At 36.7% G+C, this 26,292-nt stretch carries 14 protein-coding genes; 10 read left to right on the plus strand and 4 right to left on the minus strand.

The window, feature by feature from the left end; translation table 11 throughout:
• Positions 1 to 3 precede the first annotated feature (3 nt).
• The 5 genes from MKY08_RS02620 (at position 4) to tnpA (ending at position 7,996) form a co-directional block, all read left to right on the plus strand.
• The gene (locus MKY08_RS02620; protein WP_069512809.1) at positions 4 to 909 is read left to right on the plus strand and encodes a nuclease-related domain-containing protein; all 906 of its coding nucleotides are present in this window, start codon (positions 4 to 6) and stop codon (positions 907 to 909) included.
• A gap of 215 nt (positions 910 to 1,124) precedes the next feature.
• The gene (locus tag MKY08_RS02625) at positions 1,125 to 2,396 is read left to right on the plus strand and encodes a nucleotide sugar dehydrogenase (RefSeq protein WP_024362930.1); all 1,272 of its coding nucleotides are present in this window, start codon (positions 1,125 to 1,127) and stop codon (positions 2,394 to 2,396) included.
• Positions 2,393 to 3,109 (plus strand): WecB/TagA/CpsF family glycosyltransferase, encoded by a 717-nt coding sequence (locus MKY08_RS02630; RefSeq protein WP_024362931.1) that lies wholly within the window; start codon positions 2,393 to 2,395, stop codon positions 3,107 to 3,109. Before MKY08_RS02625 ends, MKY08_RS02630 begins: the two co-directional genes overlap by 4 nt.
• A gap of 461 nt (positions 3,110 to 3,570) precedes the next feature.
• Positions 3,571 to 7,332 (plus strand): S-layer homology domain-containing protein, encoded by a 3,762-nt coding sequence (locus MKY08_RS02635; RefSeq protein ID WP_342534603.1) that lies wholly within the window; start codon positions 3,571 to 3,573, stop codon positions 7,330 to 7,332.
• 211 nt (positions 7,333 to 7,543) lie between these two features.
• A complete protein-coding gene (gene tnpA, locus MKY08_RS02640) occupies positions 7,544 to 7,996 on the plus strand; it encodes an IS200/IS605-like element ISBsph1 family transposase (RefSeq protein ID WP_069511264.1) in 453 nt (150 codons plus the stop codon).
• Between the two features lie 439 nt (positions 7,997 to 8,435).
• On the opposite strand, the gene MKY08_RS02645 is transcribed toward tnpA, so the two are convergent.
• The 3 genes from MKY08_RS02645 to MKY08_RS02655 all read right to left on the minus strand — a co-directional run bounded on the left by MKY08_RS02645 (position 8,436) and on the right by MKY08_RS02655 (position 13,355).
• The gene (locus tag MKY08_RS02645; protein ID WP_069511263.1) at positions 8,436 to 9,326 is read right to left on the minus strand and encodes a tyrosine-type recombinase/integrase; all 891 of its coding nucleotides are present in this window, start codon (positions 9,324 to 9,326) and stop codon (positions 8,436 to 8,438) included.
• A 21-nt stretch (positions 9,327 to 9,347) separates the two neighbouring features.
• Complete coding sequence (locus tag MKY08_RS02650) at positions 9,348 to 10,193, minus strand: helix-turn-helix transcriptional regulator (RefSeq protein WP_069511261.1); 846 nt, start codon at positions 10,191 to 10,193, stop codon at positions 9,348 to 9,350.
• Positions 10,194 to 10,475: 282 nt separating this feature from the next.
• Entirely contained in the window at positions 10,476 to 13,355 is a 2,880-nt protein-coding gene (locus MKY08_RS02655) for a hypothetical protein (RefSeq protein ID WP_342534605.1), read from the minus strand.
• A gap of 741 nt (positions 13,356 to 14,096) precedes the next feature.
• Between MKY08_RS02655 and MKY08_RS02660 the strand changes: the two genes are divergently transcribed.
• From MKY08_RS02660 to MKY08_RS02680, 5 genes are all read left to right on the plus strand, one after another.
• Positions 14,097 to 18,863: an endonuclease gene (locus MKY08_RS02660; protein WP_176723155.1), complete on the plus strand. Its 4,767-nt coding sequence runs from the start codon at positions 14,097 to 14,099 to the stop codon at positions 18,861 to 18,863.
• A gap of 205 nt (positions 18,864 to 19,068) precedes the next feature.
• Positions 19,069 to 19,497, plus strand: a complete 429-nt coding sequence (locus MKY08_RS02665; RefSeq protein WP_069510747.1) for a hypothetical protein — start codon at positions 19,069 to 19,071, stop codon at positions 19,495 to 19,497.
• Between the two features lie 395 nt (positions 19,498 to 19,892).
• On the plus strand, positions 19,893 to 22,667 hold the full coding sequence (locus MKY08_RS02670) for an AAA family ATPase (RefSeq protein WP_069510745.1): 2,775 nt from the start codon (positions 19,893 to 19,895) through the stop codon (positions 22,665 to 22,667).
• Entirely contained in the window at positions 22,667 to 23,782 is a 1,116-nt protein-coding gene (locus MKY08_RS02675) for a hypothetical protein (protein ID WP_069510743.1), read from the plus strand. The genes MKY08_RS02670 and MKY08_RS02675 overlap by 1 nt, the downstream gene beginning before the upstream one ends.
• Positions 23,783 to 23,910: 128 nt before the next feature.
• Positions 23,911 to 24,909, plus strand: a complete 999-nt coding sequence (locus MKY08_RS02680) for an acyltransferase family protein (RefSeq protein WP_069510741.1) — start codon at positions 23,911 to 23,913, stop codon at positions 24,907 to 24,909.
• A 196-nt stretch (positions 24,910 to 25,105) separates the two neighbouring features.
• Here the strand turns inward: MKY08_RS02680 and MKY08_RS02685 are convergent, their stop codons facing one another.
• Entirely contained in the window at positions 25,106 to 26,287 is a 1,182-nt protein-coding gene (locus MKY08_RS02685) for a DHHW family protein (protein WP_069510739.1), read from the minus strand.
• Positions 26,288 to 26,292 lie beyond the last annotated feature (5 nt).

Here is a 26,292-nt window from a genome sequence, read left to right on the forward strand (position 1 = left end):
TGATTGATCGTAAAGCCTTTCGCACCGTCGTCTTGGACATTGGGATTGCAAGCGCTTGTTCGGCGATTGCCTTCTTCACATCCGCAGTACATAACGTTCCAACAGGAGCTTAAAAATAAGGAAGCGGGCGATTTTGCAGAACAATCTATTTTGAAAGAGCTACAAAAGTTACCGCAGCTTAGTGAATGTCACCTTTTCCACGATGTTATACTTCCTACGATCCTCCCCATGCAAATGGATAGATTAATTATTACAGCAAGCGGCATCGTCATATTAGAAATAAAAAATATACGGGGAACCGTCCATTTTAAAAATAATCCATGTCGTACTAATGATAAAGGCGAAGTTCAAGCATTTACGCATCCTGAAATTCAATTGGGGCAGTATATCCGGGCAATGCACCATTTTCTTAACGACCATAATATGGCAGTACCAATTTATGGAGCTATTGTTTTTCCTTTTAATAATGTAGCAATCCATCGTAAGGGTGACGGACTACCAATCGTCATGGGCAGAGAACTTCTGATATATCTGTACAAAATCATCGAGAAAAATATGGGGATGGCGATGAACGAAATAACAAACATTATTTTGTCACAATTACAGCACAGAAACCCATTTCCGCTTTGCCGCTATTATCATTACTTTGGCATGGAAAAATTAAAAAGAACGTGGTTTTGTCCAAAATGTCAGCATCAATGTACGTATGCACATATACAAGCATTGAGAGATTATTCCATGCTTGTTGGAGATACGATAATGAACAGTGAATGTCGTGCGTTTTTAATGCTTGAGTGTAAACATGTCACAAAACGATTATTGCAAAAAACATTACGAACACGCTGTAATTCAGGCAAACTTACGAAGTACGATTTGTCTAGTTTATTGGAAACGCCATTAAAATTTTAGATATCGCCACAAAGCGCTCGTGAATCGCCACCAGAAAGCTACTTTAAACCCACCATTATGCAAAATCGCACACAGAAAATACTGTAAAATAACAAATTGATTCACACTTTCCCTTGAAAGATGTATACTATAATGCAGAACAAAAATGCAATTCAGCATTTATAGACCATATAAAAATTTACTACTCGTTTTTGAAACGGAAGGAAGAATAGAGAATGACGAAATCAATTTGTGTCGTTGGACTTGGCTATATCGGATTACCAACGGCTGTAATGTTTGCCAACCACGGCATAAAAGTACATGGGGTGGACGTAAACCCAGCAGCAGTAAAAAGTATTCAAGAGAAAAAGCTTCATATTGAAGAAAACGGTTTACAAGAACGCCTAAACAAAGCAGTAGATGAAGGATTCTTAACAGCATCAACAACACCACAAGAAGCAGATGTTTTCATTGTAGCTGTTCCATCACCAATCAATCCTGACAATACAGCGAATCTAGAATATGTACGTCAAGCAACGGCATCTATTGTGCCTTATGTAAGAAAAGGGAACTTAGTAATTCTTGAATCCACAGTTCCACCGAAAACAGTAGAACACATTATGCTACCAGAGCTAATTAAAGCAAACTTAGAGTTCGGTGTTGATTTATTTGTAGCGCATTCACCAGAGCGCGTAATTCCAGGTCGTATTTTTGAAGAATTAGTGAACAACGACCGTATCGTTGGTGGGATTGATCCAGTATCTGCACAAATGACAAAAGAGCTTTACCAAACATTTGTAAATGGCACAATTCATCTAACAGATGCTACAACGGCTGAATTAGTAAAAGTAATGGAAAACACATACCGTGATGTCAATATCGCGTTTGCCAATGAATTAGCGAAAATGGCTGAAAAATTAGACGTGAATATTTGGGAAGCAATTAAGTTTGCTAACTACCACCCACGTGTAAATGTTCACTTCCCAGGTCCTGGTGTAGGTGGTCACTGTATCGCTGTTGACCCATGGTTCCTTGTAGAGCTAGGTGGCGAACAAGCACAAATTATTCATTTGTCTCGTAATACAAATGACAGCATGCCAAGCTATACGGCACAAAGAACACAAGCCATTTTAAACGAAAACAAAATCGCAGGTGGTAAAGTAGCAGTGCTTGGACTAGCCTTCAAAGGAAACGTTGATGATATGCGTGAAAGCCCATCAACAATCGTCATTGATGAGCTACAAAACCTAGGCTTAGAAGTGATTTCTTACGATCCGCACATTAAAGAAAACAAACATGCTACACAAACACAAAGCTTAGAAGAAGCTACAAAAGACGCAGACATCATCGTTGTACTAACAGACCACAATGAGTTCAAAGCAATGGATGCAGCAGCTATCACAGTGAAAACAAAAATCGTCTTCGATACGAAAAACTGCTTAAACCGTGATAAATGGCAAGAAGCTGGCTTCCAGTTCCACTTACTAGGGGATGCGAAAAACCGATGAAAGAAACAGTACTTGGCATTAACGTCAATACAGAAGGTTACGATGAATTAATGGATATGGCATTCGAGCGCATTGAAAAGAAACAAAAAGCGCTCGTCGTTGCCATCAACCCAGAAAAAATTATTAAAGCAAAAGAAGACCCTGCACTAAAGAAGCTATTAAATGAAGCAGAATTTCAAATTCCAGATGGGATTGGTGTTATTCTTGCTTCTAAAATTCAAAAAGGGCAAATTCGTGAACGTGTTACAGGCGTTGATATGATGATGAAGCTTTGTGAAGAAGCAGCAAAACGAGGCAAGCCTATTTTCCTTTATGGAGGCAAACCTGGTGTAGCTGATGCAGCACAAGCAAAGCTAAAATCACTATTTCCTTCTATTAAAATAGTCGGCACACAGGACGGCTATGAAAAAGACGAACAGAAGGTCATTGATCGTATTAATGAAGCACAACCGGATTTACTATTTGTAGCAATGGGTAGTCCAAAACAGGAAAATTGGATTAATGCTAATCGCGACCGATTGCATCCAACGATTTATCAAGGTGTCGGTGGATCATTCGATGTGTTGGCAGGTACAGTAAAACGCGCACCAGAAATTTTCCAAAAATTTGGTCTTGAATGGTTTTACCGATTAATGAAAGAACCTAAGCGTATCAAGCGTCAAATCGCTTTACCACTTTTTTTATTGGAAGTGGCTAGGCAAAAACGTCAATAATTTTTAAAAAATGGTATTGTCGTTTTAATTTGAAAGTGTTAGACTGTAGGTGTATAGGAATTTCCTCTATGAAATAAATAGAATTCCCTGCAAGGAAACAACGGTTGGTAGCCCAAGCGAAAAAAGCTCAAGCATTTATATGCTTGAGCTTTTTTCGTTCCCTGATTTAACTTAATTATCCATTATTTTATAAGATTCTAGAAAATATGAACAAGGAATGATAGAAAATTAGATTTTGTTGGTAAAGTTGCATATTTTCACTTGAAAAAAACTGTTGGATAAACGACAATGGTAAAAGAGAGTTCGATGTCCACTATTTTCCGGAAACCAATTAGTAATTTTCCCAAAATATGATTGACAACTTTTAGGGATACAACTATACTTTTATGTGTAGTTGTTTATTTACTACATAACTATGTAGTAGAGACATAATTTTTGAACTTAGAGGAGGAAATTTTTCTATGGCTAACCAACCAAAGAAATACAAAAAATTCGTAGCTACGGCTGCAACGGCTACTTTAGTAGCTTCTGCTATCGTACCAGTGGCTTCTGCAGCAGGATTCTCAGATGTAGCAGGTAACGACCACGAAGTAGCAATCAACGCACTTGCTGATGCAGGTATCATCAATGGATACGCTGACGGCTCATTCAAACCAAACCAAACAATTAACCGCGGTCAAGTGGTTAAATTATTAGGTCGTTATTTAGAAGCTCAAGGCCAAGAAATTCCAGCTGACTGGAATTCAAAACAACGCTTCAACGATCTACCAGTAACAGCTGAAGCAGAACTAGTAAAATATGCTGCTCTTGCAAAAGATGCAGGCGTATTCAACGGTTCAAACGGCAACTTAAACGCTTCACAAACAATGCAACGTCAACAAATGGCAGTAGTTTTAGTACGTGCTATTAAAGAAATCGCTGGCGTAGATTTAGTGGAAGAGTACAAAAAAGCGAACTTCGTAACAGAAATTGGTGACTTAGACAAAGCTTACTCTGCAGAACAACGCACAGCGATCGTTGCTTTAGAATATGCGGGTATTACAAATGTTGCTCACTTCAACCCAGGTAACAGCGTAACACGCGGACAATTCGCTTCATTCTTATACCGCACAATCGAAAACGTTGTAAACAACCCAGAAGCTGGTGTTGCAGCAGTAAAAGCAATCAACAACACAACTGTTGAAGTAACATTCGACGAAGAAGTAGACAACGTACAAGCTCTTAACTTCTTAATCTCTGATTTAGAAGTGAAAAACGCAGCTGTTAAATTAACAAACAAAAAAGTGGTTGTATTAACAACTGCTGCTCAAACAGCTGACAAAGAGTACACTGTATCTCTTGGCGAAGAAAAAATCGGTACATTCAAAGGTATCGCAGCTGTAGTTCCTACTAAAGTAGATTTAGTAGAAAAATCAGTTCAAGGTAAACTTGGCCAACAAGTAACACTTAAAGCACAAGTAACAGTTGCTGAAGGTCAAACAAAAGCTGGTATTCCAGTAACTTTCTTCATCCCAGGTTCTGCTAATGGCGTGAAAACTCCAGTAACAGTTGAAGCTGTAACAAACGAAGAAGGTATCGCAACTTACTCTTACACTCGTTATGCTGCAACAAACGACACTGTAACTGTATACGCAAACGGTGACCGTTCTAAATTCTCAACTGGTTATGTATTCTGGGCAGTTGACCAAACTTTAGAAATCACTGAAGTAACTACTGGTGCTACTATCAACAACGGCGCTAACAAAACTTACAAAGTTACTTACAAACACCCAGAAACTGGTAAACCAGTATCAGGTAAAGTACTTAACGTTTCAGTAAAAGAAAACATTGACGTAACTGTTGATAAATTACAAAACGTTACAGTTAATGGTCTTGCTGTAGTACAAACAAGCGATAACAACACACGTGCTGCACAAATCACAACTGATTCTAAAGGTGAAGCTACATTCACAGTTTCAGGTTCTAACGCTGAAGTAACTCCAGTTGTATTTGAAGCAACTCCAGTAACAGTTACTAACACAAATGGTACAGTAACAACAACTGGCTACACTCAAAAATACACTGCTGATACGTTACAAGCTTCTGCTGCGAAAGTAACATTCGGTGCTGTTCAAGCTGCTTACACACTTGAAGTAACGCGTGATGGTGGCGAAGTGGCAGCAACTGGTGTTGAAAACGGCCGTAAATATAACTTAGTAGTGAAAGATAAAGATGGTAAATTAGCTGCTAACGAAACAGTAAACGTTGCATTTAACGAAGATATTGATGGCGTAATCTCTACAGTGACTTCTGCACAATTCGTAAAAGTAGAAAACGATAAACAAGTTGGTTACGAAGGTAAAAAAATCACTGTTAAAACAAATTCTAAAGGTGAAGCAAGCTTCGTAATTTCAAGCAATGATATAAACACTTACGCTACACCAATCGCTTGGATTGATATCAATAACCAAAGCGCTAAAGATGCAAACTTAGACAAAGGTGAACCATCTGCAGTTGCACCAATTTCATACTTCCAAGCTGAATATTTAGATGGTTCTAAATTAGTATCTTACAAAGGTACAACTACAACTGAAACTGATAAATTCGCTGGTGGCGAAATTGCAACATTCAAAGTACAACTTACAAACCAAAGTGGTAAAGTAGTTAAAAACTCTGGTTACACAACACCAAATGTTTCTTACACTGTTTACAACACTGGTGCTAATAATGTAAAAGTTGGTACTGTAGAAATCGCTCCAAACCGTGTGCATACAGTAGTTGCGCCAAGTGGTGAAATTACTGTTACTACTGTAGATGGTAAGTCTTCTTCTGTAAAAGTTCTTGCTACTGGTGTAGCTAAACAAACGAACGGTAACAAAGAATTTGCATTCACTTCTAAAGAAGCAACTGCAACATTCACAGCTACTAATGAAGTATCTAATCCATACACTGGTGTAGTTAAAGCATACGATACTGACAAGAAAACAATTACATTTGCAGGTAAAGATGCTGTTAAATATGCAGGTGAGACAGGTAAAACTTATCAATACCGTGGTGTTGGTAACACTCCTATCGCAAATGCAACTGCATTTATTAATGAATTAAAGAAATATGGTTCAACTACTGCTGTTACTGTAACTTATGAAGTGAAAGATGATGTAGTTTCATTCTATATTGTTAGCACAGCTACTGGTACTGGTCCAGTTGATGAAACTGTTACTACTCCAGCTGCAACTCATACAGGTGCAATCACTTTAACTTCTACAGGAGTTGGTAATAGTATTACTACTGTAGATGTATCTACTAATACAGAATCATTATTAGTTTCATTAAATGATGCTGATTTAAATGTAAGCAAAACAGCTATTGATACTGCTACTGTAGCTCTTACAGATGGTACAAATGCTCCTCTTACACTTACTTTAGTAGAAACTGGTCTTGATACTGGTATCTTTACTACTACTGTACAAACTGGTACGTTAAAATCTTTAGCTGCTGGAACTTTAACAGTTACTTATAATGATGCTAAAAATGCAAGTGGTAATGCACAAACTATTACTAAAACTATTGCATTGAAAAAAGCAGTTGGTACAATCACTTCAGGTACATTTACACAAGCTATTCCAGTATCAGCTGCAACTTCTGCTGAATACTCTTCTAAAGCAATTGCTGCAGACTATACATTTGCTTCAGGTGAAACATTCAGCTTAGATATTGATGCTGCTGGTGTACAAGTAATTAACTTAGCTGGTAAAACTGGTGCTCAAGGTGTAGCTGCTGCTATTAATGCAGCATTCCCTGGAACTGCAACAGTATCTAATGACAAAGTAGTAATCAAATCTACTACAACAGGTCCAACTTCTCAAGTAGCAATTACTTTAAGTACTGTTTCACAAGTGTTAAATGCTTCTGAAGCTGGTAAAGCTGCTGTTACATCTGGCACTGCTGCTACACAAACATTCACAATTTCTCAACTTGCTGTTGGCGAAAAAGTGGTTATTGATGGTGTAGAATACACTGCTGTAGCATTCGGTACTACAACAACTCCAACAACATTTGTTGCTGAATCTATTGCTGGAACTTTAGATTCTGTTACAAACCAAGCAACTGCTCTTGCAGCTGCAATTACAGCTAATACTGCAGATAAATTCAGTGCAACTGCTGCTGGTGCTTTAATTACTTTAACTTCTACTGAAGCACCAACTGGTACTTTAATTACAGCTCCAGTAATTACTTTAAAATAATTAGAGTATCCTATGTACTCAAATAATTTGGATGTTAATTAATCTGAATATGAAATGGCTCTATGAAGTGAAATCTTCATAGGGCTTTTTTGTATATTTGAAACCCCTATGCAGGTATTCCGGAAAGATTTTAGCTATAGACAACAAAAAAACTCCAATCGTACAATAAAATCAGGTCTAGTCAACCGACTTTGTACGAAAGGAGCTCCAAATGGATAGTAAAAGTTTAGCACATACAACATGGAATTGTAAGTACCATATCGTTTTTGTACCTAAATATAGAAGACAAGTAATTTATCGTCAAATCAAAGCAGAAATAGGAAAAATACTACGTCAGTTATGTGAAAGAAAAGGTGTAGAAATTGTAGAAGCAACGGCGTGTTCGAATCATATATATATGTTGGTGAAGATTCCTCCCAAACTAAGTGTATCTGCTTTTATGGGCTATTTAAAAGGGAAAAGTAGCGTCATGATTTTCAATCGGCATGATAGTTTAAAGTACCAATTGGGCAATCGCCAATTTTGGTGTCGTGGATACCTAGTAGATACAGTTAGTCGAAATCAAAAAGTGATTCACAAATATATCAAAAAACAATTACAAGAAGATTTACGCTATGATCAAATGTCAATAAATGAGATTATTGACCCTTTAAATTGTGAATAAATTAACTGGAAGAAGAAAAAAGTCAGCCGCTTTAGCGGTTTGTAGAAAGAAGAAATTATGGTTGGCGGACCTTTCAGAGTGTCGTTAGACATAAGATATATAAATAGCGTTTACGCGTAAAGAAACCCACCAGTTTTACTGGTGGGTTCAGACTGTAGACAAAGTCGATTTTTTCGACTTTGTCTATTATTTTTAAATTAGGCAGTTATAAGTACAGTTCTTTTTAGATTTTCCAAACCCTTAATTTTCAAGGATTCAGAAAAATATTTAAACATAGAAAAACTAAAATCAAATGCCCACATATGATAACTTTTTGTTACGAATTTAGTTTGTCGACACTCTGAACCCACCAGTTTTACTGGTGGGTTTTTAACAGAAAGCTTTTACATTGGTATAATTTATTATTTTTTTGAATAAATATTCGCTAGGTATTCTATTCTCATTTCAATTTCTTCATAGCCGACCTTAAATCATCTACTTTCAAATGTTGATAGCGTGCAGTGGAACGGGAATCAGTATGACCTAATAGAGTTGCGATATAATGTTGGTCTACACCGAGTAGTGTTAAGTGTGTTGCGGTACAGTGACGAATCACATGGGGGGTTAATCGTTTTGTAATATTGCATTGGGCGCCAATTTTTTTTAATTTGATTCGGATTTCTACGCCGCTAATGGGCATATTACGGCTTACGGGAGAGGGAAATAAATAATCTGATCCGTTGTCTTTTGTTTTCTGTAAATATTCCGCTAATATTTTTTGTAGTTTTGGATGTAGGGGTAAGTGAAGATCTCTGCCACCTTTAATCCGTGGAAAGTATATTTTATTATTTTTTATATCAACATTTTCCTTTAACAACGTTCGAGCAGCCGTAATTCTAGAACCCGTATAATAGAGTAAGCTGATTAATACATAGTAAAACTCGGAGTACTTTTTCGCTGTAGCCAACACTAATGCCATTTCTTCCATATCTAGAATTTCGGGTAACGGCACATACACATTTCGAGTGGATATACCAATCGTTGGATCAACTTTAAAGTTCAACTCTATCACAAGAAATTTGAAAAATGCCTTCACACCGTAAAAATATCTACTAATCGAATTTGGTTTATAATCCTGATTGCCTAAAAAATCTAGATATTCTAGAATATCATCCTTCGATATTTCCTCTGTTAAAATATGACCATCGTATAATTGATAAATAAAGGACGAGAACTTTTTTATATCATTTTCATAGCCAATAATGGTTTCTTGTGAATAGTACTTTCTTTTTAAATGTTGAAGAAATTTTTTAGAGTACTTAGGCAAATCAAAGTCAGAATGGATAATCAAAGAGATATCAGCTCCTTCTCGTTAGCTAATGTGTTCTTGAATATCTTGCATTGTATTGTGCTGCTCGTAATTATGAACAAACCAACTTAATTTCGTATCACAATAGTTTAAATCTAATGAAAGTAACTCTTTTTGTACGAGGTAGTCATGTTGTTGGCGATAGGACATATTAGGACTTAACCATAAAATATTAACGATTTTCTGTGGTTCACGAATATGCTGTAAATATTCCTCCGTTTGATAATAAAGGGAACAATCCCCTAACCAACTTTCAAAAAGTGTGCGTTGTCTTCTATCAGCATGGAGTAGTTGAAGCTGCAATATATGATGCTCTACTTGTAATTGAAAATAGATTGGCTCACTAGATAAGTTGATATAGCCCTTGAAGCTTTTATCTTGTTCAACTTCTTCACTGTCAGAAAACCAAGCATTCTTTATTTTCGTAATACTTCGTTTTATATCTGAAAGCTCGTAGGGAGTCAACAAATGATAAAGCGTTTGTTGAATTTGCTCCTTAAAGTCTTCAATCATTGAACAACGTATATCTTCATTTAATTTCAGTAATAAATTGTTTAACTCCATTATTTCATTTGTTAAAGGGGGAGGCGTTTCACTAGAAGAACTATGAATGGCAGGAATAGTTTGCAACTGTAAGTCAACTAATTCTGCAAAAGACACATCAAAAAAATCTGCATACTTTTGCAATACTTTTTCAGATGCTTTCCTCGTCCCTTTTTCTATAAAGCCTACATAACTGTGCGAAATACCTAATAAATCTGCCAATGCAGCAAGCGTTAGATGATGTTTGTGGCGTAGCATTTTTAGTCGATTTCCTAAAGCAATGGCTTGTCCATCTTTGTTCTTCATTTTCTCACGCCCCTTTCTAAACTATCTTCCATTAGTGCATTCTTTATAAAAGGACTAGTAAAATTAATGTTGGAACTATGCAATATATTGCGAGGGAACAGAAGATAAGTTGGTGACTAATTCAAATTGCACTATATTGGATAATTTCAATAAAAGGATTTATATCCTCAATCTGGTAGTGCTAGTTAGAAAGAAAACCCAATGTATTGCGTTAAACAAGACATGGGTTTTCTTTTTCTTTTATTTCTGTGAATACCTTAGTTTATAAAGTTGATGTTTCGTTTAGTTTTTAAGTGTTACTGTCCATTTATTCGTTGCAGTTGGATTAAAAGCAACTTCATATGTGAACTCTTTTTCAAAAGTTGTTTCAGTTGCAGCAACTTTCACTTTTAGTGTACCTACAGCTGCATTTGTTGGAGCAGTAGTAAATAGCAATCCGACTGTGTTTTCGCCTAGGTCAGCAACAGTTGTTTTTTGACTATCAATACTGAATTCTTGTTTGTCATCTATAATTACATTAGATGCAAATGTGATTGTAATGATTTCATTATTAGTATCCCAGTCTATTTTGCCAACTGTTGGCGCAACGGGAGCTTTTACTAATTTTGCAAGACCAGCTTCTAAAGCAGTTTTTGCATTTTCATACTCTGCTTTTGTAGCATTCGCTTTAGTTAATACATCAGTAGCCGTTTTCACAAGTGCTTGAACTGCAGCTTTATCTTGATAATTATCTTCTTTAACAGCTTTAATCGCTGCATCTAAATCTGATTTTGCTTTAGCTAAAGCATCTATTCCAGCTTGTTTATCTGCTTCTACTGTATTAATTGGAGCTGGTGCATTAACAGATTTTAGATAGAAAGTAATATCGTTGTCTTTTGCTTCATACGTAATTTCTAAACCAGTATTACCGCCAGCTTTTGCAGCATCAACTAGTGCTTTTTCGAAGTTTGTTAATGATACTGGACGATTTGCTTCATCTCGGTAAGTGTAGTTCTTACCTGTTTCACCAGCATATCGAATTGCAGTTTTTCCGATGATTGTTAAAGTTCTTCTCGATGTATCGAAAGAAGCAATTCGACCTGATTCTAAGTTCGATACCTCATTAGTAGCAGTGAATTTAGCTGTAGCTTCTTTTGATGTAAAGTTGAAATCTCTACCATCATGGCGTACTTTACCTGTTGCTACCACTTTTACAGAGCCTGATTTACCATCATAAGAGCTCACTTTTAGCACTTCATTACCTGTTAATTTCACAGTTTGACTACGGTTTGGTGAGATTTTAGCTGTGTCTGAAACGGTTGTTGTTAAGCCTGCATCCCCAAGATAAATGACACTAGAACCAGTATTGTAGATTGTATACGTTACTTCTTCAAGTGTACCGATTGTTGTAGAGCTACCGCTTTGGTTTACTAAATCTACTTTAAATTCAGCCGATACATCGCCTTTTAAATCGGCTGTATCTCTAAATCTACCGTTGGCATCTTTCACTTTTAATGAAGCACCGTCTAATTTCTCTGCTTCGAAGTAAGAAATAGGGGCAATAGCTTTCGGTTCACCTTCATCAAGTGTTCCTTGTTTGTTAACAAACGCACTGTTAATATCAATCCAAGCGACAGGCGTAGCATATGTGCTTACTTTGTCATTCGCAATAATGAAGCTTGCTTCCCCTTTAGCGTCAGTAGTAACCGTAATTTGTTTCAACGTTGGTTTATACACTCTGCTGCCATTTGCATCTAATTCTACAAAATAAGCATCTGTGTTTGTGCTAATTACACGATCTAGATGTTCATTAAATGCCACATTGACTACTTCATTTTTCGCCACTTCACCATTTTTGTTTTTCACAACGACTTTGTATTTACGACCATTTTGATAACCGATAGCTGCTGTTTCACCACCATCGCGTGTAACGTCAATCGTGTAGTCTGCTTGTAAAGCTGAGAACTTCACTTTCGCAGCAGAAGCTTGTAACGTATCAGCAGTGTATTTTTGAGTGTAGCCAGTTGTTGTTACTGTACCATTTGTGTTAGTAACTGTTACTGGAGTTGCTTCAAATACAACTGGAGTTACTTCAGCGTTAGAACCTGAAACTGTGAATGTAGCTTCACCTTTAGAATCAGTTGTGATTTGTGCAGCACGTGTGTTGTTATCGCTTGTTTGTACTACAGCAAGACCATTAACTGTAACGTTTTGTAATTTATCAACAGTTACGTCAATGTTTTCTTTTACTGAAACGTTAAGTACTTTACCTGATACTGGTTTACCAGTTTCTGGGTGTTTGTAAGTAACTTTGTAAGTTTTGTTAGCGCCGTTGTTGATAGTAGCACCAGTAGTTACTTCAGTGATTTCTAAAGTTTGGTCAACTGCCCAGAATACATAACCAGTTGAGAATTTAGAACGGTCACCGTTTGCGTATACAGTTACAGTGTCGTTTGTTGCAGCATAACGAGTGTAAGAGTAAGTTGCGATACCTTCTTCGTTTGTTACAGCTTCAACTGTTACTGGAGTTTTCACGCCATTAGCAGAACCTGGGATGAAGAAAGTTACTGGAATACCAGCTTTTGTTTGACCTTCAGCAACTGTTACTTGTGCTTTAAGTGTTACTTGTTGGCCAAGTTTACCTTGAACTGATTTTTCTACTAAATCTACTTTAGTAGGAACTACAGCTGCGATACCTTTGAATGTACCGATTTTTTCTTCGCCAAGAGATACAGTGTACTCTTTGTCAGCTGTTTGAGCAGCAGTTGTTAATACAACCACTTTTTTGTTTGTTAATTTAACAGCTGCGTTTTTCACTTCTAAATCAGAGATTAAGAAGTTAAGAGCTTGTACGTTGTCTACTTCTTCGTCGAATGTTACTTCAACAGTTGTGTTGTTGATAGCTTTTACTGCTGCAACACCAGCTTCTGGGTTGTTTACAACGTTTTCGATTGTGCGGTATAAGAATGAAGCGAATTGTCCGCGTGTTACGCTGTTACCTGGGTTGAAGTGAGCAACATTTGTAATACCCGCATATTCTAAAGCAACGATCGCTGTGCGTTGTTCTGCAGAGTAAGCTTTGTCTAAGTCACCAATTTCTGTTACGAAGTTCGCTTTTTTGTACTCAGCTACTAAGTCTACGCCAGCGATTTCTTTAATAGCACGTACTAAAACTACTGCCATTTGTTGACGTTGCATTGTTTGTGAAGCGAGTTAATGGATGGCATAACCGCGCGTTAGAGAGGGTTGCGGCTTACTGTGATGAGCAGAAAGCACCGCCGTAGCGGACTCAACGATATAGTGAAAAGAGTTCAATTGATGGCATTTTTCCACTATGCAAAACAAACGAAACCTTAGCTGTTTATTCTATTGCAGTAAACAATTAATAGAAGCGTGTACTAGTTGTTGGTAGCGGAGGCGGTGACTCCTGCGGGAATGCACACAGCGTAAGACGCAACGAAACGCGCGTTAGGGGGGTTGCGGCTTACGTGTGTGCCCGCGGAAAGCACCGCCGTAGCGAACAACAGCTTAGCAAAAAGTGTTAGATTGATTGAGGTCAATTTAACACTTTTTCTCTTTTGTCCCAGCCTCTATAGCTAACCGCTGTATGGAGCAATCATGAAAAAGTACAGATTGTTTAGAAAAAGTGAAGTTTCGGTTAACAATTGCACTATTTTGTTGTGTGCTTAGATTTTAGAAAAATGCTATAATTTAACAGTTACTATATAGTAATTCAATAGTGCATTAACAGTTATATGGTTTCATATATATATACTGGGGAAATAAGTTTTACTACTATTGATGGCACGCTTGATGCGTCTGGTGTAGGTACAAACCGACAGCCGAGATAGAGAGATGGTAGACCTTCTTCGGCTAAGAAGAAGTTTTTTATGAAGCAAATACTTAAAGAGGAGCTAACTGATGATGTCTAAAAAGAAATGGAACAAGTCATTTAATGCTTTACTCGCAACGACATTAGTTGCGAGTGTATCGATGCCAGTAATGCCTAGTCAAGCTGTTGCGGCTGAATTAGCTACTGATTTAATTATCTCTGAGTATATTGAAGGGTCCAGTAATAATAAAGCGATTGAACTTTACAATGGAACGGGTTCAACAATTGATTTAAGCCAATACAAACTTGAACTTTATACAAATGGTAGTACAACACCAACGAACAAACAGACGTTAAGTGGCACTTTAGCACATAATGAGACAATCATTCTCTATAATTCTAGTGCAGTGGCAGCGATTAAAGAGAAAGGTGGACTTGCTTCAGCTGTTACCGCGTTTAATGGTAATGATGCGATTGTTTTAAAGAAAGGTGAAGAGGTAGTAGATTCTTTTGGTCAAATGGGGTTTGATCCAGGCAAGTCATGGAATGACAATGGGGTGTTTACTGTTGATACAACATTGGTTAGAAAGAGTTCCATTACGTCTGGCGATAAAAATCCAAGTGACACCTTTGACCCTTCATTAGAATGGCAGCCTTATCCAATCGATACATTCGAACATTTAGGCAGTCATGCAATGGATGGAGGTGACGTTGGACCTATTATAAAGGCGGAAGTCGTAACAGCTTCCACACCTTCTGGAACGGTTGCGTCAGGCACTGCCATTACATTATCTTCTGCCACTGCTGGTGCAAAGATTTATTATACAACGGATGGAACAGAGCCGACATTGCAAAGTGCTAGTTATACGCAGCCAATTATTATTGATAAAACAATGACGATAAAAGCGATAGCAGTTGCACAGGGGCTGGAAAATAGTGATGTGCAAACTTTTAATTATACCGTTATTGGACAAGCAGATGTTCAGTCAATCGCTGATGCAAGAACACAAGCGAACGGTACAACAGTAACAATTAAAGGTATTGTGGCAGGGAAGTTGAAAAATACCATCTCTGTACAAGATGGAACAGGTGGTATCGCTGTACGTCCGACGAGCCTAAATGTAGAAATTGGCGACGAAGTAACGCTTAAAGGGAAGCTTGCGGACTATAGAGGGTTACTGCAATTAGACGGAGCTCAAATTATCGACAAAGTGGCAGGTGTTGGTGCACCAACTGCAAAAGTAGTAACAGGTGCCGAGGTAGCAGAAGCAAATGAATCACAACTTGTTACGATAAAAAATGTTGCGCTGACAAATGTGCAAACAGGAAGTGGCTGGGCAAACTATACAGCTAGTGATGGTAGCAATTTTTTAGTACGCGATGAAACGAATACGCTAGGTCTAACGGTCGGCACAACATATGAATCGATTACGGGCATTGTCCAACAATTCGATCAGGATTACCAAGTGATACCACGTTCTGTAAACGATATTGTCGTGGATAGCACAGCATTAAAACCAGCGATCGCATCGCCAAGTAGTGGTACATTTATTAATCAAACAACGGTCACTTTATCAACATCGACAGCTAATGGGGAAATCTATTACACAGTAGATGGTACAAATCCTACTGTATCAGGTATTAAATACGAAAAACCAATCGATATTAAGCAAAACACAACATTAAAAACGGTTGTCAAAGCAAATGATGGCACGTTTAGTGAAGTAATGACCTATGACTATGTTATTACAGATGCGCTGCAAATTCATGATATTCAAGGGGAAGGCCATCGTTCTCCATTTGCCGGCAAAACCGTTGATGGCATTCAAGGGATTGTAACATATTCATTTTCTTTAAATGGTAGTTATTATTATACGATTCAAACACCTGATGAATTGGCGGATGATAATCCGAATACATCGGAAGGTATCTTACTTTATAGTGGAAAGAATGCTTGGCCGATTCAAGTAGGGAATTTAGTATCGGTAACAGGTAAAGTAGATGAATATGCGTATGATGGCTACAGTGATGCGAATCAAACAGATTTAAAAACGACGCAAATCAATGTACGAAATGATCAAGGTGGCAAAGTACAAGTACTTAATGCCAGTGTAGCATTACCAAAAGCCGTTCAAATTGATAAATTAAAAATGTCATTTAGTCAAATAGATAGTGACAATCTGCAAGTTTTCAACCCGACAATTGATGCTATTGATTTTTGGGAAAGTATTGAAGCGATGCGAGTGGAGGTAGGCAATGTCAAAGCTGTTGCTCCACAGGAACATGGCGATTTAGTAACGGTTCTTGAAAATGAACCAACAAACACGCTGCATGGTGGGGTCTTGTATGAGGAAGGAAAAACAAACCCAAATCGTATCCAATTTAGATTGGAACCGAACGGAACAGCTCGTGATTTCGAAGTTGCTACAGGCGATAAGTTTAATGGACCGATTACGGGTATCGTGGGCTACTCTTATCAAAACTTCAAAATTTACGTGCCACTAGATAACATGAAGCAAGCCCATGTAAAAGGGTCGGCAACACCTGAGACAACTAAAATAGTCAAAGCAGAGGATAAGCTAACAATTGCCTCGTATAATTTAGAAAACTTCTCTAATAACAAAACATCCACATCGGATGATAAGGCGCGAAAATTAGCACGTGCCATTGGTACTGATATGCAAACACCAGACATTGTAGGGGTCACGGAAGTACAAGATAATAACGGTGAATCGGCTGGTGATGCCAAAGCAGATCAAAGTTATCAACGCTTAATTGATGCTATTAAAGCTGAAAGTGGCATTGATTATAAGTATGTCAATATTGACCCTGTGAATAATGCAGATGGTGGTGCACCGAACGCGAATATTCGTGTTGGTTTCTTATACAATCCAGCAAGGGTGAACTTGAAAGAAGGAATCCAAGCAGGGGATGCGACTACTGCGGTTAGTTATCAAAATGGTCAATTAACGCTGAACCCAGGTCGAATTGACCCAATGAATGAGGCATTTAATAATAGCCGAAAACCGTTAGCTGCACAATTTGAGTTCCAAGGTGAAGATGTCATTGTGATTGCTAATCACTGGAATTCTAAATCGGGTGACACACCATTATTCGGAGCAACACAACCACCGCAATATAAAAGTGAAGTGCAGCGCCAAAAAATCGCAAATATTGTGTATAACTTTGTTGCGGATGTTAAAACGAAAAATCCAGATGCAAATATTGTATCTTTAGGTGATTTTAACGATTACCAATTTGCCAAAGCGCTTAAAATTCATGAAGGTGAATGGATGACCAATATGATAAATAAAGCCGATTCTTCTGACCGTTATACGTATTTGTATCAAGGAAATTCGCAAGTATTAGATCATATTTTAGTTTCCAATAATCTTCAAGAAAAAACGATAATTGATATTCTTCATATTAATGCAGACTTTACAGATATGGCAGGCCGCGCAAGTGACCATGACCCTGTCATGGTGCAACTGGATTTAAAACAAGGTCCTACAGTAGAACCGATTCAACCTGAAATCACATATAACTATGAGAACTTTAAGAAAAATATTTTAGTTATTACAAAACCGAGTGTAGCATTACATTTAGATGCAGCGTCGTATATTACGAAGGGCGTGCACTTAAAAGGGAAGTATGTCGAGCTTCACGGTGAAGGCTTTAACAAGACAGATGTGATTATTACGCCAAATCATCCAGAGTCCATTGTAGACTTAAAGGGCAATACGTTTAAAAAGATTACAATTGAAGGCAAAAATGTAAGTGAAATTAGAGGCGCAGAAAATATTGACTTACAGTTGATTGAATTGAAGAAGGGTGCATCGTTAGAAAACATTAAATTTACAAATTCTAAGGGTCAACCGATTGTGTACCCTCCTGTCCCTGCTGAAAACAAGCAACCAATCATCAAAAAGCCTTTTACAAATCAGACAGTAGCTGTAGGCACAGACATTACCATTGATTTAACAGAGCATTTCGCTGATCCTGATAATGACGAATTGACATTTACCGCTACAAAAGGTTCGATAAAGGGCAAACGCTTAACGTTAACTTTAGAAGCGGGTAGTCATATTGTTGGTGTCACGGCATCTGATGGTACAAAAAGTGTCACGGCCAATTTTAGTGTTACTGTAACGGCTAACGACTACTATACTGCTGCCTATAACAAAGAGGGGCAAGCACTCAAAAAGGCGCTGCACGATATAATTTCAAACCAAAAAGTATTATCCTATGATGCTGCATGGGATGCCTTGAGATACACAGACGAAGATCCGAATAATACAAATAATGTCCTGTTATTTTATTCTGGTAAATCTAGTCCAAAAACAAACAACGGCGGCAATGTAGGCAACTGGAACCGAGAGCATACGTGGGCAAAATCACATGGTAATTTCGGCACAAGTCAAGGACCAGGAACTGATATCCATCATTTACGCCCTACCGATGTTCAAGTAAATAGCGCAAGAGGAAATTTAGACTTTGACAATGGCGGTAGTTCAGTCGCTGGCTGTAACGGTTGCTTGAAAGACGCCGATTCCTTCGAACCACCGAATCGTGTCAAAGGGGACGTTGCACGCATTCTGTTTTATATGGCAACGCGTTATGAGCTAGGCGATAAAGTAGACCTTGAATTAAATGACAAAGTCAACAATGGAACAGCTCCATATCACGGTAAACTTTCGGTTCTTTTACAATGGCATCTACAAGACCCTGTAGATGACTATGAAAAACGACGAAACGAAAGAATCTACGAAATCCAAGGTAACCGCAATCCATTTATAGACCATCCAGAATGGGTAGAAACGATTTATGGCAACAAAACAGCGGTACAGATGGTAAATTAGCAAAATACAAAAACCAGCCAGTTTTCAGCGGTAAATCGGTGAAAACTGGCTGGTTTTATTATGGATTGGCGACAAGCAATTGATTTCAAACGAGCTTGAAAGTGAATACATAATACAAAATACAGTGGTGAAAGTCATGGGTATGCATTCCATTTATGATAAAATTTATAACAACACTCTATAGGAGTTAATAGAGGGGTAAAAAATGGATACACAAAAAAATGCTTTCATTATAGTAGCGTTTGCAAATAGTGCAATTGCATGTATAAGTCAATTTCTTGGTTCAATGTTAGAGGAAAGGTTTGATTCGTTAGTTCAATTTTTAGCTTTTCCTTTCGTTATAATTCTTCTGAATGTGGTTTTAGGATTTAAATTTAGAATGAAGTTTTATCAATATTCACTGTTCGCATATTTAGGATTATACGTATCTATCTTTGTCTGGGGCACTATTGTTTTGGTGGAAAGCACGAAAAAAGAGTTGCCTCCGGGCGAGGTTGTATTAGGTGCAGATCTCTTATTTATTATAGTTGTGACAATAGTCCAGTCGATTATTTTCCTTCTATTTAATTTAATTGCTTTTGTAATTTATAAAATGGTTTTTTCAAAGAAGTTGTTCTATAGGAGTTGGATTTGATTGTATTGAACCAAGTATTCAAAGGATTGTAGACAAGCAAAAAAATGGAGGTGTCAGTTAACATCGCTTTTGATACAACGAAAGAATGGCAACAAACCAGCGGTACAGATGGTAGTTGAATACAATATTTTGTAAGCCCACTTCAATTAGTTATGAAGTGGGCTTTTAAGATATTGCTCAAATACAAATCGCTCCATTTTTAAAGTATATATGAACTGTCTTTGTTCAAAAAATATGGAAACGGTATATCTATTTATCTATTTAATTTATAATATTTGAAACAAATTTCCTAATACTTAATTTATAATATAATTAACACATTTTTCTAAATGGAATGTTACAAAATAATATTTTGGAAAACTGAAGATTTTATTTAATTGGGGGAAGAGAACTAAGTGAGTCAAAATGAAGATTTACAAAAAGAAATTAGCGATTTAATAAAAATGCTTGAGATTTATCAAGTTGAGGAGGATACATCTAATCAAGAGGATGAAATTATTGGAAGATACAAATTAATAATGAATCGTTTAGATGTAACAGGGATTGTGAATTTTAAACATAATTACATCGCTTTAACAGAAAAATTTATAGAAACATTAAGTAAAAAGAAAAAGCTATTAAATCATTATAAACATTACATGGATGGTTTTATTGAGAAAATAACAAAAAATAAAAGTGAAAATATTAACTATTTTCTAAGCTTTAAAATCTATCAGTTAACACCTTTCTATTGGATGATTGATGAAAATAAGTTTGCAGGCAATGACATGTTAAATCATCAGCTAGATATTTTTAAAAGATGCTTTTCTTCTGAATCTAAAAAACTATTATTTAAAATATTCCAAAATTTTTATAAATATCAAGAATTTAAAAACTTCAGTGACTATTCGGATTGTATTAAAGACACTGTCATTATAGGTTATATAACAGAACAACAATATAGTGAATCGGAAATAAATAAGTTAACATTGTCAATTGGATATGCTGGGGAACCTGGGAGTATAGGCTATGATTTTATGGGTATTAGAACAATTAAAAATGTGTTTGGATTAGTGGATAAGTCAGAAGTTGTTGAAGCAATTGTAACCCGTCTATCAGAAAATATTGTTTATCGTAAAGAATTAACTGCTAAACAAATCAATGCAGTAATTCATACTTCAAATATTAATTCTATGTTAAAGAAGCGCTTAAAATTTACTTTTACGACAGTTCGTATAATAGATAACGTTTTAAAAAGGGCAGTCTTTAAATCTTTACCCAACGAATTAAAAATCGATGGGGACGATATTGAAATGATGAACGCTGTCAGCCTTCCAACATTGCTTACTCTAAATGATAGCGAGTATGCTTTTACAATAAAAGATATGGATTCAGATGCAGAAACGAAAAGTGTATATCTAATTCGCAAAGGCTTTCCAAAAGATAAATTATTGTTTTCAATCAAGGATATTGATGACAAGCAATTTGAGATTAGCTCTGAACAAGGAGAGAATACCTTTAGCTATGATAAGGCACATGAATTAAGCAATTTTTTTGTAGAAATATTAAAAAAAGAATTTGGTCATGTTGGGACAGGGGAAGTAGGTGACATTAAGCTTATTTATTTCTGGATTAAAGAGCACAAAATATTAAAAGATAAGTCTATGACATTTAGCGATAAATACAAAGTTGAATACAAAAACAAAGAATGGGTTGTAGAGGATAACACGAATGAACTAGACTCGGTTCTTTATAACGATCATGATAAGGTGAAAATGATTAATGCGATAGTTGGGAAAAATGGCGCTGGGAAAACAACATTGCTCGATATGTTCAAATACTACTTTAACAATCAAAATGATGAAAATGCTTTTAAAAAATTTTTAATCATATATGAGGATGGAGACAATTTAATTCTTAGACATAATTTTGAACAAGGCGATGGATATAAAATTGATGTTAGGTCTGCTATAAGGTATCAGAAAATGCGATACGATATGAATTCAGGAATTTTATCTAACACAAGTTTATTAAGTTATACAAGTTTTACAGAGCTATCAAATTATGCTGGAAGTGAGCACGATAGAGAAGTAGAAGGCAATCATAAAGATTTGTCAATAAACAACGAATTAAGAATGCTAGAAAGAATCAAAGATGCTAGAGAGAGGGAAGGGGTCAAAAGGCAACTAGTTAATCAAGATAACTATAAAAAGTTGATCCTTCTTAGTGAAAGTGAAACGTTAAACGAGGAATTTGCTGAAGGTATTCCGTTACCTCATGGAGTTTTGTTAAAGGTGAAAGTTTATCAGAATAAGACCAAAGATATTGAAGGAGTTTTGACAAAACTTTTTGGGGAAAAAATCGAAAGCTCAAAAGTTTTAGAAGAATACTATGATATAAGCTTTACATTAAAGAACGTGGATTATAAAGATTTATTGTCTTTGTATCAATTTGTGGCAAGTAACTCACAATGGATTTGTACACTGGACTTTCTAGGATTATCTTCAGGGCAATATGCAAAGCTTACGTTGTTTGCGAAGCTATTCTTTGAGAGCAATCATAAAAAAGTAACGAGAATATTAGGGGCCCTAGCAAGAGCTAATTCATATGTCAAAAACTATAATACAAAAGATATTTCTTCTGATTATTTAAAGAACAACCAAAATGAGAACCTGATGATTCTACTAGATGAGGGAGATATGTTCTTCCATCCAGCATGGCAAAAGAGCTTTATTAGTGATATCAAAAGTTTACTGAATTATGCCTTTAAGGATCATGAAATAGTCAATACCGTTCACTTACTATTAACTTCAAACTCACCATTTATCATGTCAGATATTCCTTTAGAGCATACAATCGTGTTAGGTGGAAAATATGAGATGGAGCAGACCTATGCTCAAAATATCCATGATATTTTAAAATCATCGTTCTTTATGGACAATGGGACGTTAGGAGAAGTCGCTCATAAGCATATAAAGAAACTAATTCAACTATTCCAAAAGGAAGATGTTACTGAAGTAGAAAGACAATATATTAAGAAATCTATTGATATGATTGGGGAGCCTTTAATTCGTTATAAGCTGGAGTCAATGTATAAAAAGAAGTTTTCCGAAAGTATAAAAGCTGATCAAAGAATAAAGGAGCTTGAGGAAGAACTGGAATTACTCAAAAAAGGAAGAGGATTACAATAGTGATAGAAATAAAAAATCATCACATTATAGATGCTATGGCAATTCATATTGATGAATTGCAAATAGAAATAACGGATAAACTTAAAAAATACAAAGCCATATTTACTTTTCTAAAAGATTATCAAGCTAATAATGCACTTACATTTGATGCGGACAAGAAGAACTTAGTCAATCCAGTAATAAGTATTAGTGAATCATCAACGAAAGTCAGGGGAGATATTGATAAGCAGCTTCACTGTGTTAAAGCAGACTATCGGAATAACGCTAGTAAATACTTAGATATTATAAAGATGCTTGAACGAGATGTTGTAAGGATTTTAGAAGCTGATCGAGATACCTTTCTTACTCTTATCAAAGAATATGATTATTCAACATTGGGCGTTGGAGAAAATGATTTAAAAAAACTATTTGAAAAAATATTCAATTACCATTCCTTTTCTGATAAAGAAAGAAAAAAGTACAATGCTTATGCACTTACTGAAAATTTAGGAATTAATTCATGCCCGTATTGTAACAGGCTGTATACGTTAACTATTATTTGCAAAAAAGTTAGGGGGGTAACTAATTTTGTGACAAGGCCTGAACTTGATCACTATTTACCAAAGTCGAAATATCCTCTTTTTGGACTTTCCTTTAATAATCTTATACCTAGCTGCAGTATTTGCAATAAAATAAAAAATGATGATACGGATCATACAAGAATGCATCATCATCCATATTTTGATGACACAAAGCTCGATTTTAATCTTGATGGCATCCTATATGATAGTGGTAATAATAGTTTTAATAGTAAAGGCGAGTGGGATATTGTAGTAGAAGAAAACGGTTGTAACTATACAAAGGAGTCCATTAAGATCTTTAGACTTAGTGAAATTTACAGAGAGCACAATTTCATCATAGAAGATATGATAACTAAAGCACAGGAATACAATCAAACCTTTATTAATGATATAGAAGATCTTTTTTCTGGCGAACAGTTAGAAACAGATACGCTTCTGGAAAGGATTTTTGGAGTGCTACCTGCTGAACAAGATTACTGCAATCCACTGAATAAGTTTAAAAGAGCAATTTATCAATCCATAAGAAAGGCACAGAATATAAACGTTACTCTTTAAATGTTAATATCCTACATCACAGATGCTTGCTTTTTACTAAAAAAATAGCTACCAACTAGTGCCATTGCATTATCTGATAAACTATGACATGCTTAATAGAGAGAGTATAGTACTAGGAGAATGTTGTAGTGATTAAAGAGTGGGATTTCCTACGTGTAGTGGCATGCCTATCCATTTTACTATTACATACATCATCGTGGGTAATTTTGGAGGTTGGTGTAGAACCCGAGCAACAGGTTTATCTGTTTTTGCGCATTGCGCTTTGCTATGCAACGCCGACGTTTATTGTGTTATCGATTATCATATTGTCGAATCGTTATCGTGAACGGCTACCAATGAATTTTTGGTCGAGTCGTCTTCAATATATTTTAGTGCCTTTTTTAGTGTGGGCTTTTGTTGATGCATTATTGGTGGAGTCAATTTATCGTAAAGGTTTGTTATGGGACAAGTATTTCTATAATGTAGTTTATGGAGAGTTTGTTGGCTGGTTTGTTGTGGTTATTTTCCAGCTATATGTAGTATTTGCGTTGATGAAGCGTTTTAAATGGTCGATTACTTGGTTTTTACCGCTTAGTGTGTTGATTACGCTTGTACATCATGCGGTCATTGCATTGCCTTATCCAATTTTTGAGGAGCATGCGAACGTGTTACGCTTGCTGTTTACAGGATGGCTTGGTTATTTTGCAGTTGCCTATGCGATGGGAGTCTCATATGAGAGACTAGCTGCATTGGCGAAGAAGTACCGAGGTGCAACGGTTGTTTTCGTTGTACTTGCTGTACTGTTTTTAACGATTCGTATGTTACTTGGCTATACAGAGGTGCATTCGAGGCGTCTTGATATAGTCCCGCTTGTCTTTAGTGTTGTGCTTTGTGTTATTGCTTGGGGGCAGTCATTGCCAGCTACGAAATTGGTTCGTATTATTAGTCAATATGCGTTTATGATTTACCTTATCCATTGGGAAGTGCTACGTCTATCGACAAGCTGGTTTGTGGCACATTTTGATAGCACATTGACGCGTGTTTCCATGCTTATGTTGTGGACACTTGTTGTTTGCATCGCGTTGACGAAACTATTGTCATTTTTACCGTTTAGTCAATGGATTGTTGGAAAGTTGAAAAAACGTTAAAAAGCAGTGATCTCTAACTAGATAGAAATCACTGCTTTTGTAGTTGTTTTGGAAATCGCGGGTAAACCGAAGTAAATCGCGGGTAAACCGGAGCGAATCGCGGGTAAATCAGAGTAAACCGCGGGTAAATCAGAGTAAACCGCGGGTAACCCAAAGCAATCCGCGGATACCTCGTTATTACGTGATTGACCGATAGTTATTCGGGCATAAGTTTTAAATTGCGATCATTATAGGCAAGAATAACATAGTCCGGTTGCATATTTTGTAAGTAAGGAATAATATCCTTCTCTAAATAACGTAAGTCTAAAATGGTAACAGTTTTAAAGTGACTTGCTACGTGAAATTGAATGGTGTTAAAGTATGAATCTTTAATAACGACGAGATGTTTGTCGCTGTCATAGTTTTGGTTGACGATTGTAAGTTCAGCAAAGTCGCGGCTGTAGGCATCCGCATAGTTCACTATTGCGTCAGGACTCATCTGTTTCGCCCGACCGTATACTGCTTCGTACGGTGCAGTGATGCCACCTTCAATTGTACCGTCGTAAATTGTAAATTGTGTTGCAAACGATGCGGGTTCGTTATAGCAAATTTGTTCATTATTCTCGACGGTCATATAGAGTATTTTATTCCATGAGCCGGCGAACTTATTTGGTAAACAAAATGTATTGGCTTCATCAAAAGGAATGGTTGCTATTGTTTCGCCCAGTCGTTTGTTTAGTGTATGGATAAGCGCTTCGTAGCCTGAATAGGCACCGCGAATTGTCCAGTGATGATCTGTTTTAAAGAAGTTGCGCTCGGCAGAAAAGTTTTCTTGCATTTCATCATAAAGACGAATATTGTCAACGCCAGCAGCGGTAACAAGTTCGTGCAGTTTTACATTGTTGGTAATACCAGCATCTTCTGGCATATAGTGTGGGCTTGGCTCACGTGAATAAGTCGCCTTTGCTGGTAGGGAGTAAAATGTAAACGGTATATGCTTTTCCGCTAGACCTTCGCTTAAGCGTTGTAAATCAGAGGCAAAAGCAGCTAGCTCTTCTTCGGGTTTTACGGCGGCCGGCTTAGAAATAATCCAGCCAGTTTTATCGTCAACAGCGTACTTATCATTTAAATACGTTTTGCCCATAACACGTTGAAAGTTTACATAATTGCGCATCCATGTATCACGTGCAGGAAACTGGTCAGAAATATACGACTCTACTTGCTTGGACCATGTCCCTGTTAAAATGTCCTTAGCGCTTGGCGTAATGTTGGCAGATTCTAATGGCCGGTTTTCCATTTCTGATTGCGGCCGATCTACCGTTAATATATGCACGACGAAGCCACCGAAAATAATGCAAAAAAATGTAATTGGTAATAGATACGTTTGAATTTTTCGCATGATGT

It is taken from the genome of Lysinibacillus sp. FSL M8-0337 (assembly GCF_038593855.1).
GTDB classification, from domain to species: domain Bacteria; phylum Bacillota; class Bacilli; order Bacillales_A; family Planococcaceae; genus Lysinibacillus; species Lysinibacillus sphaericus_D.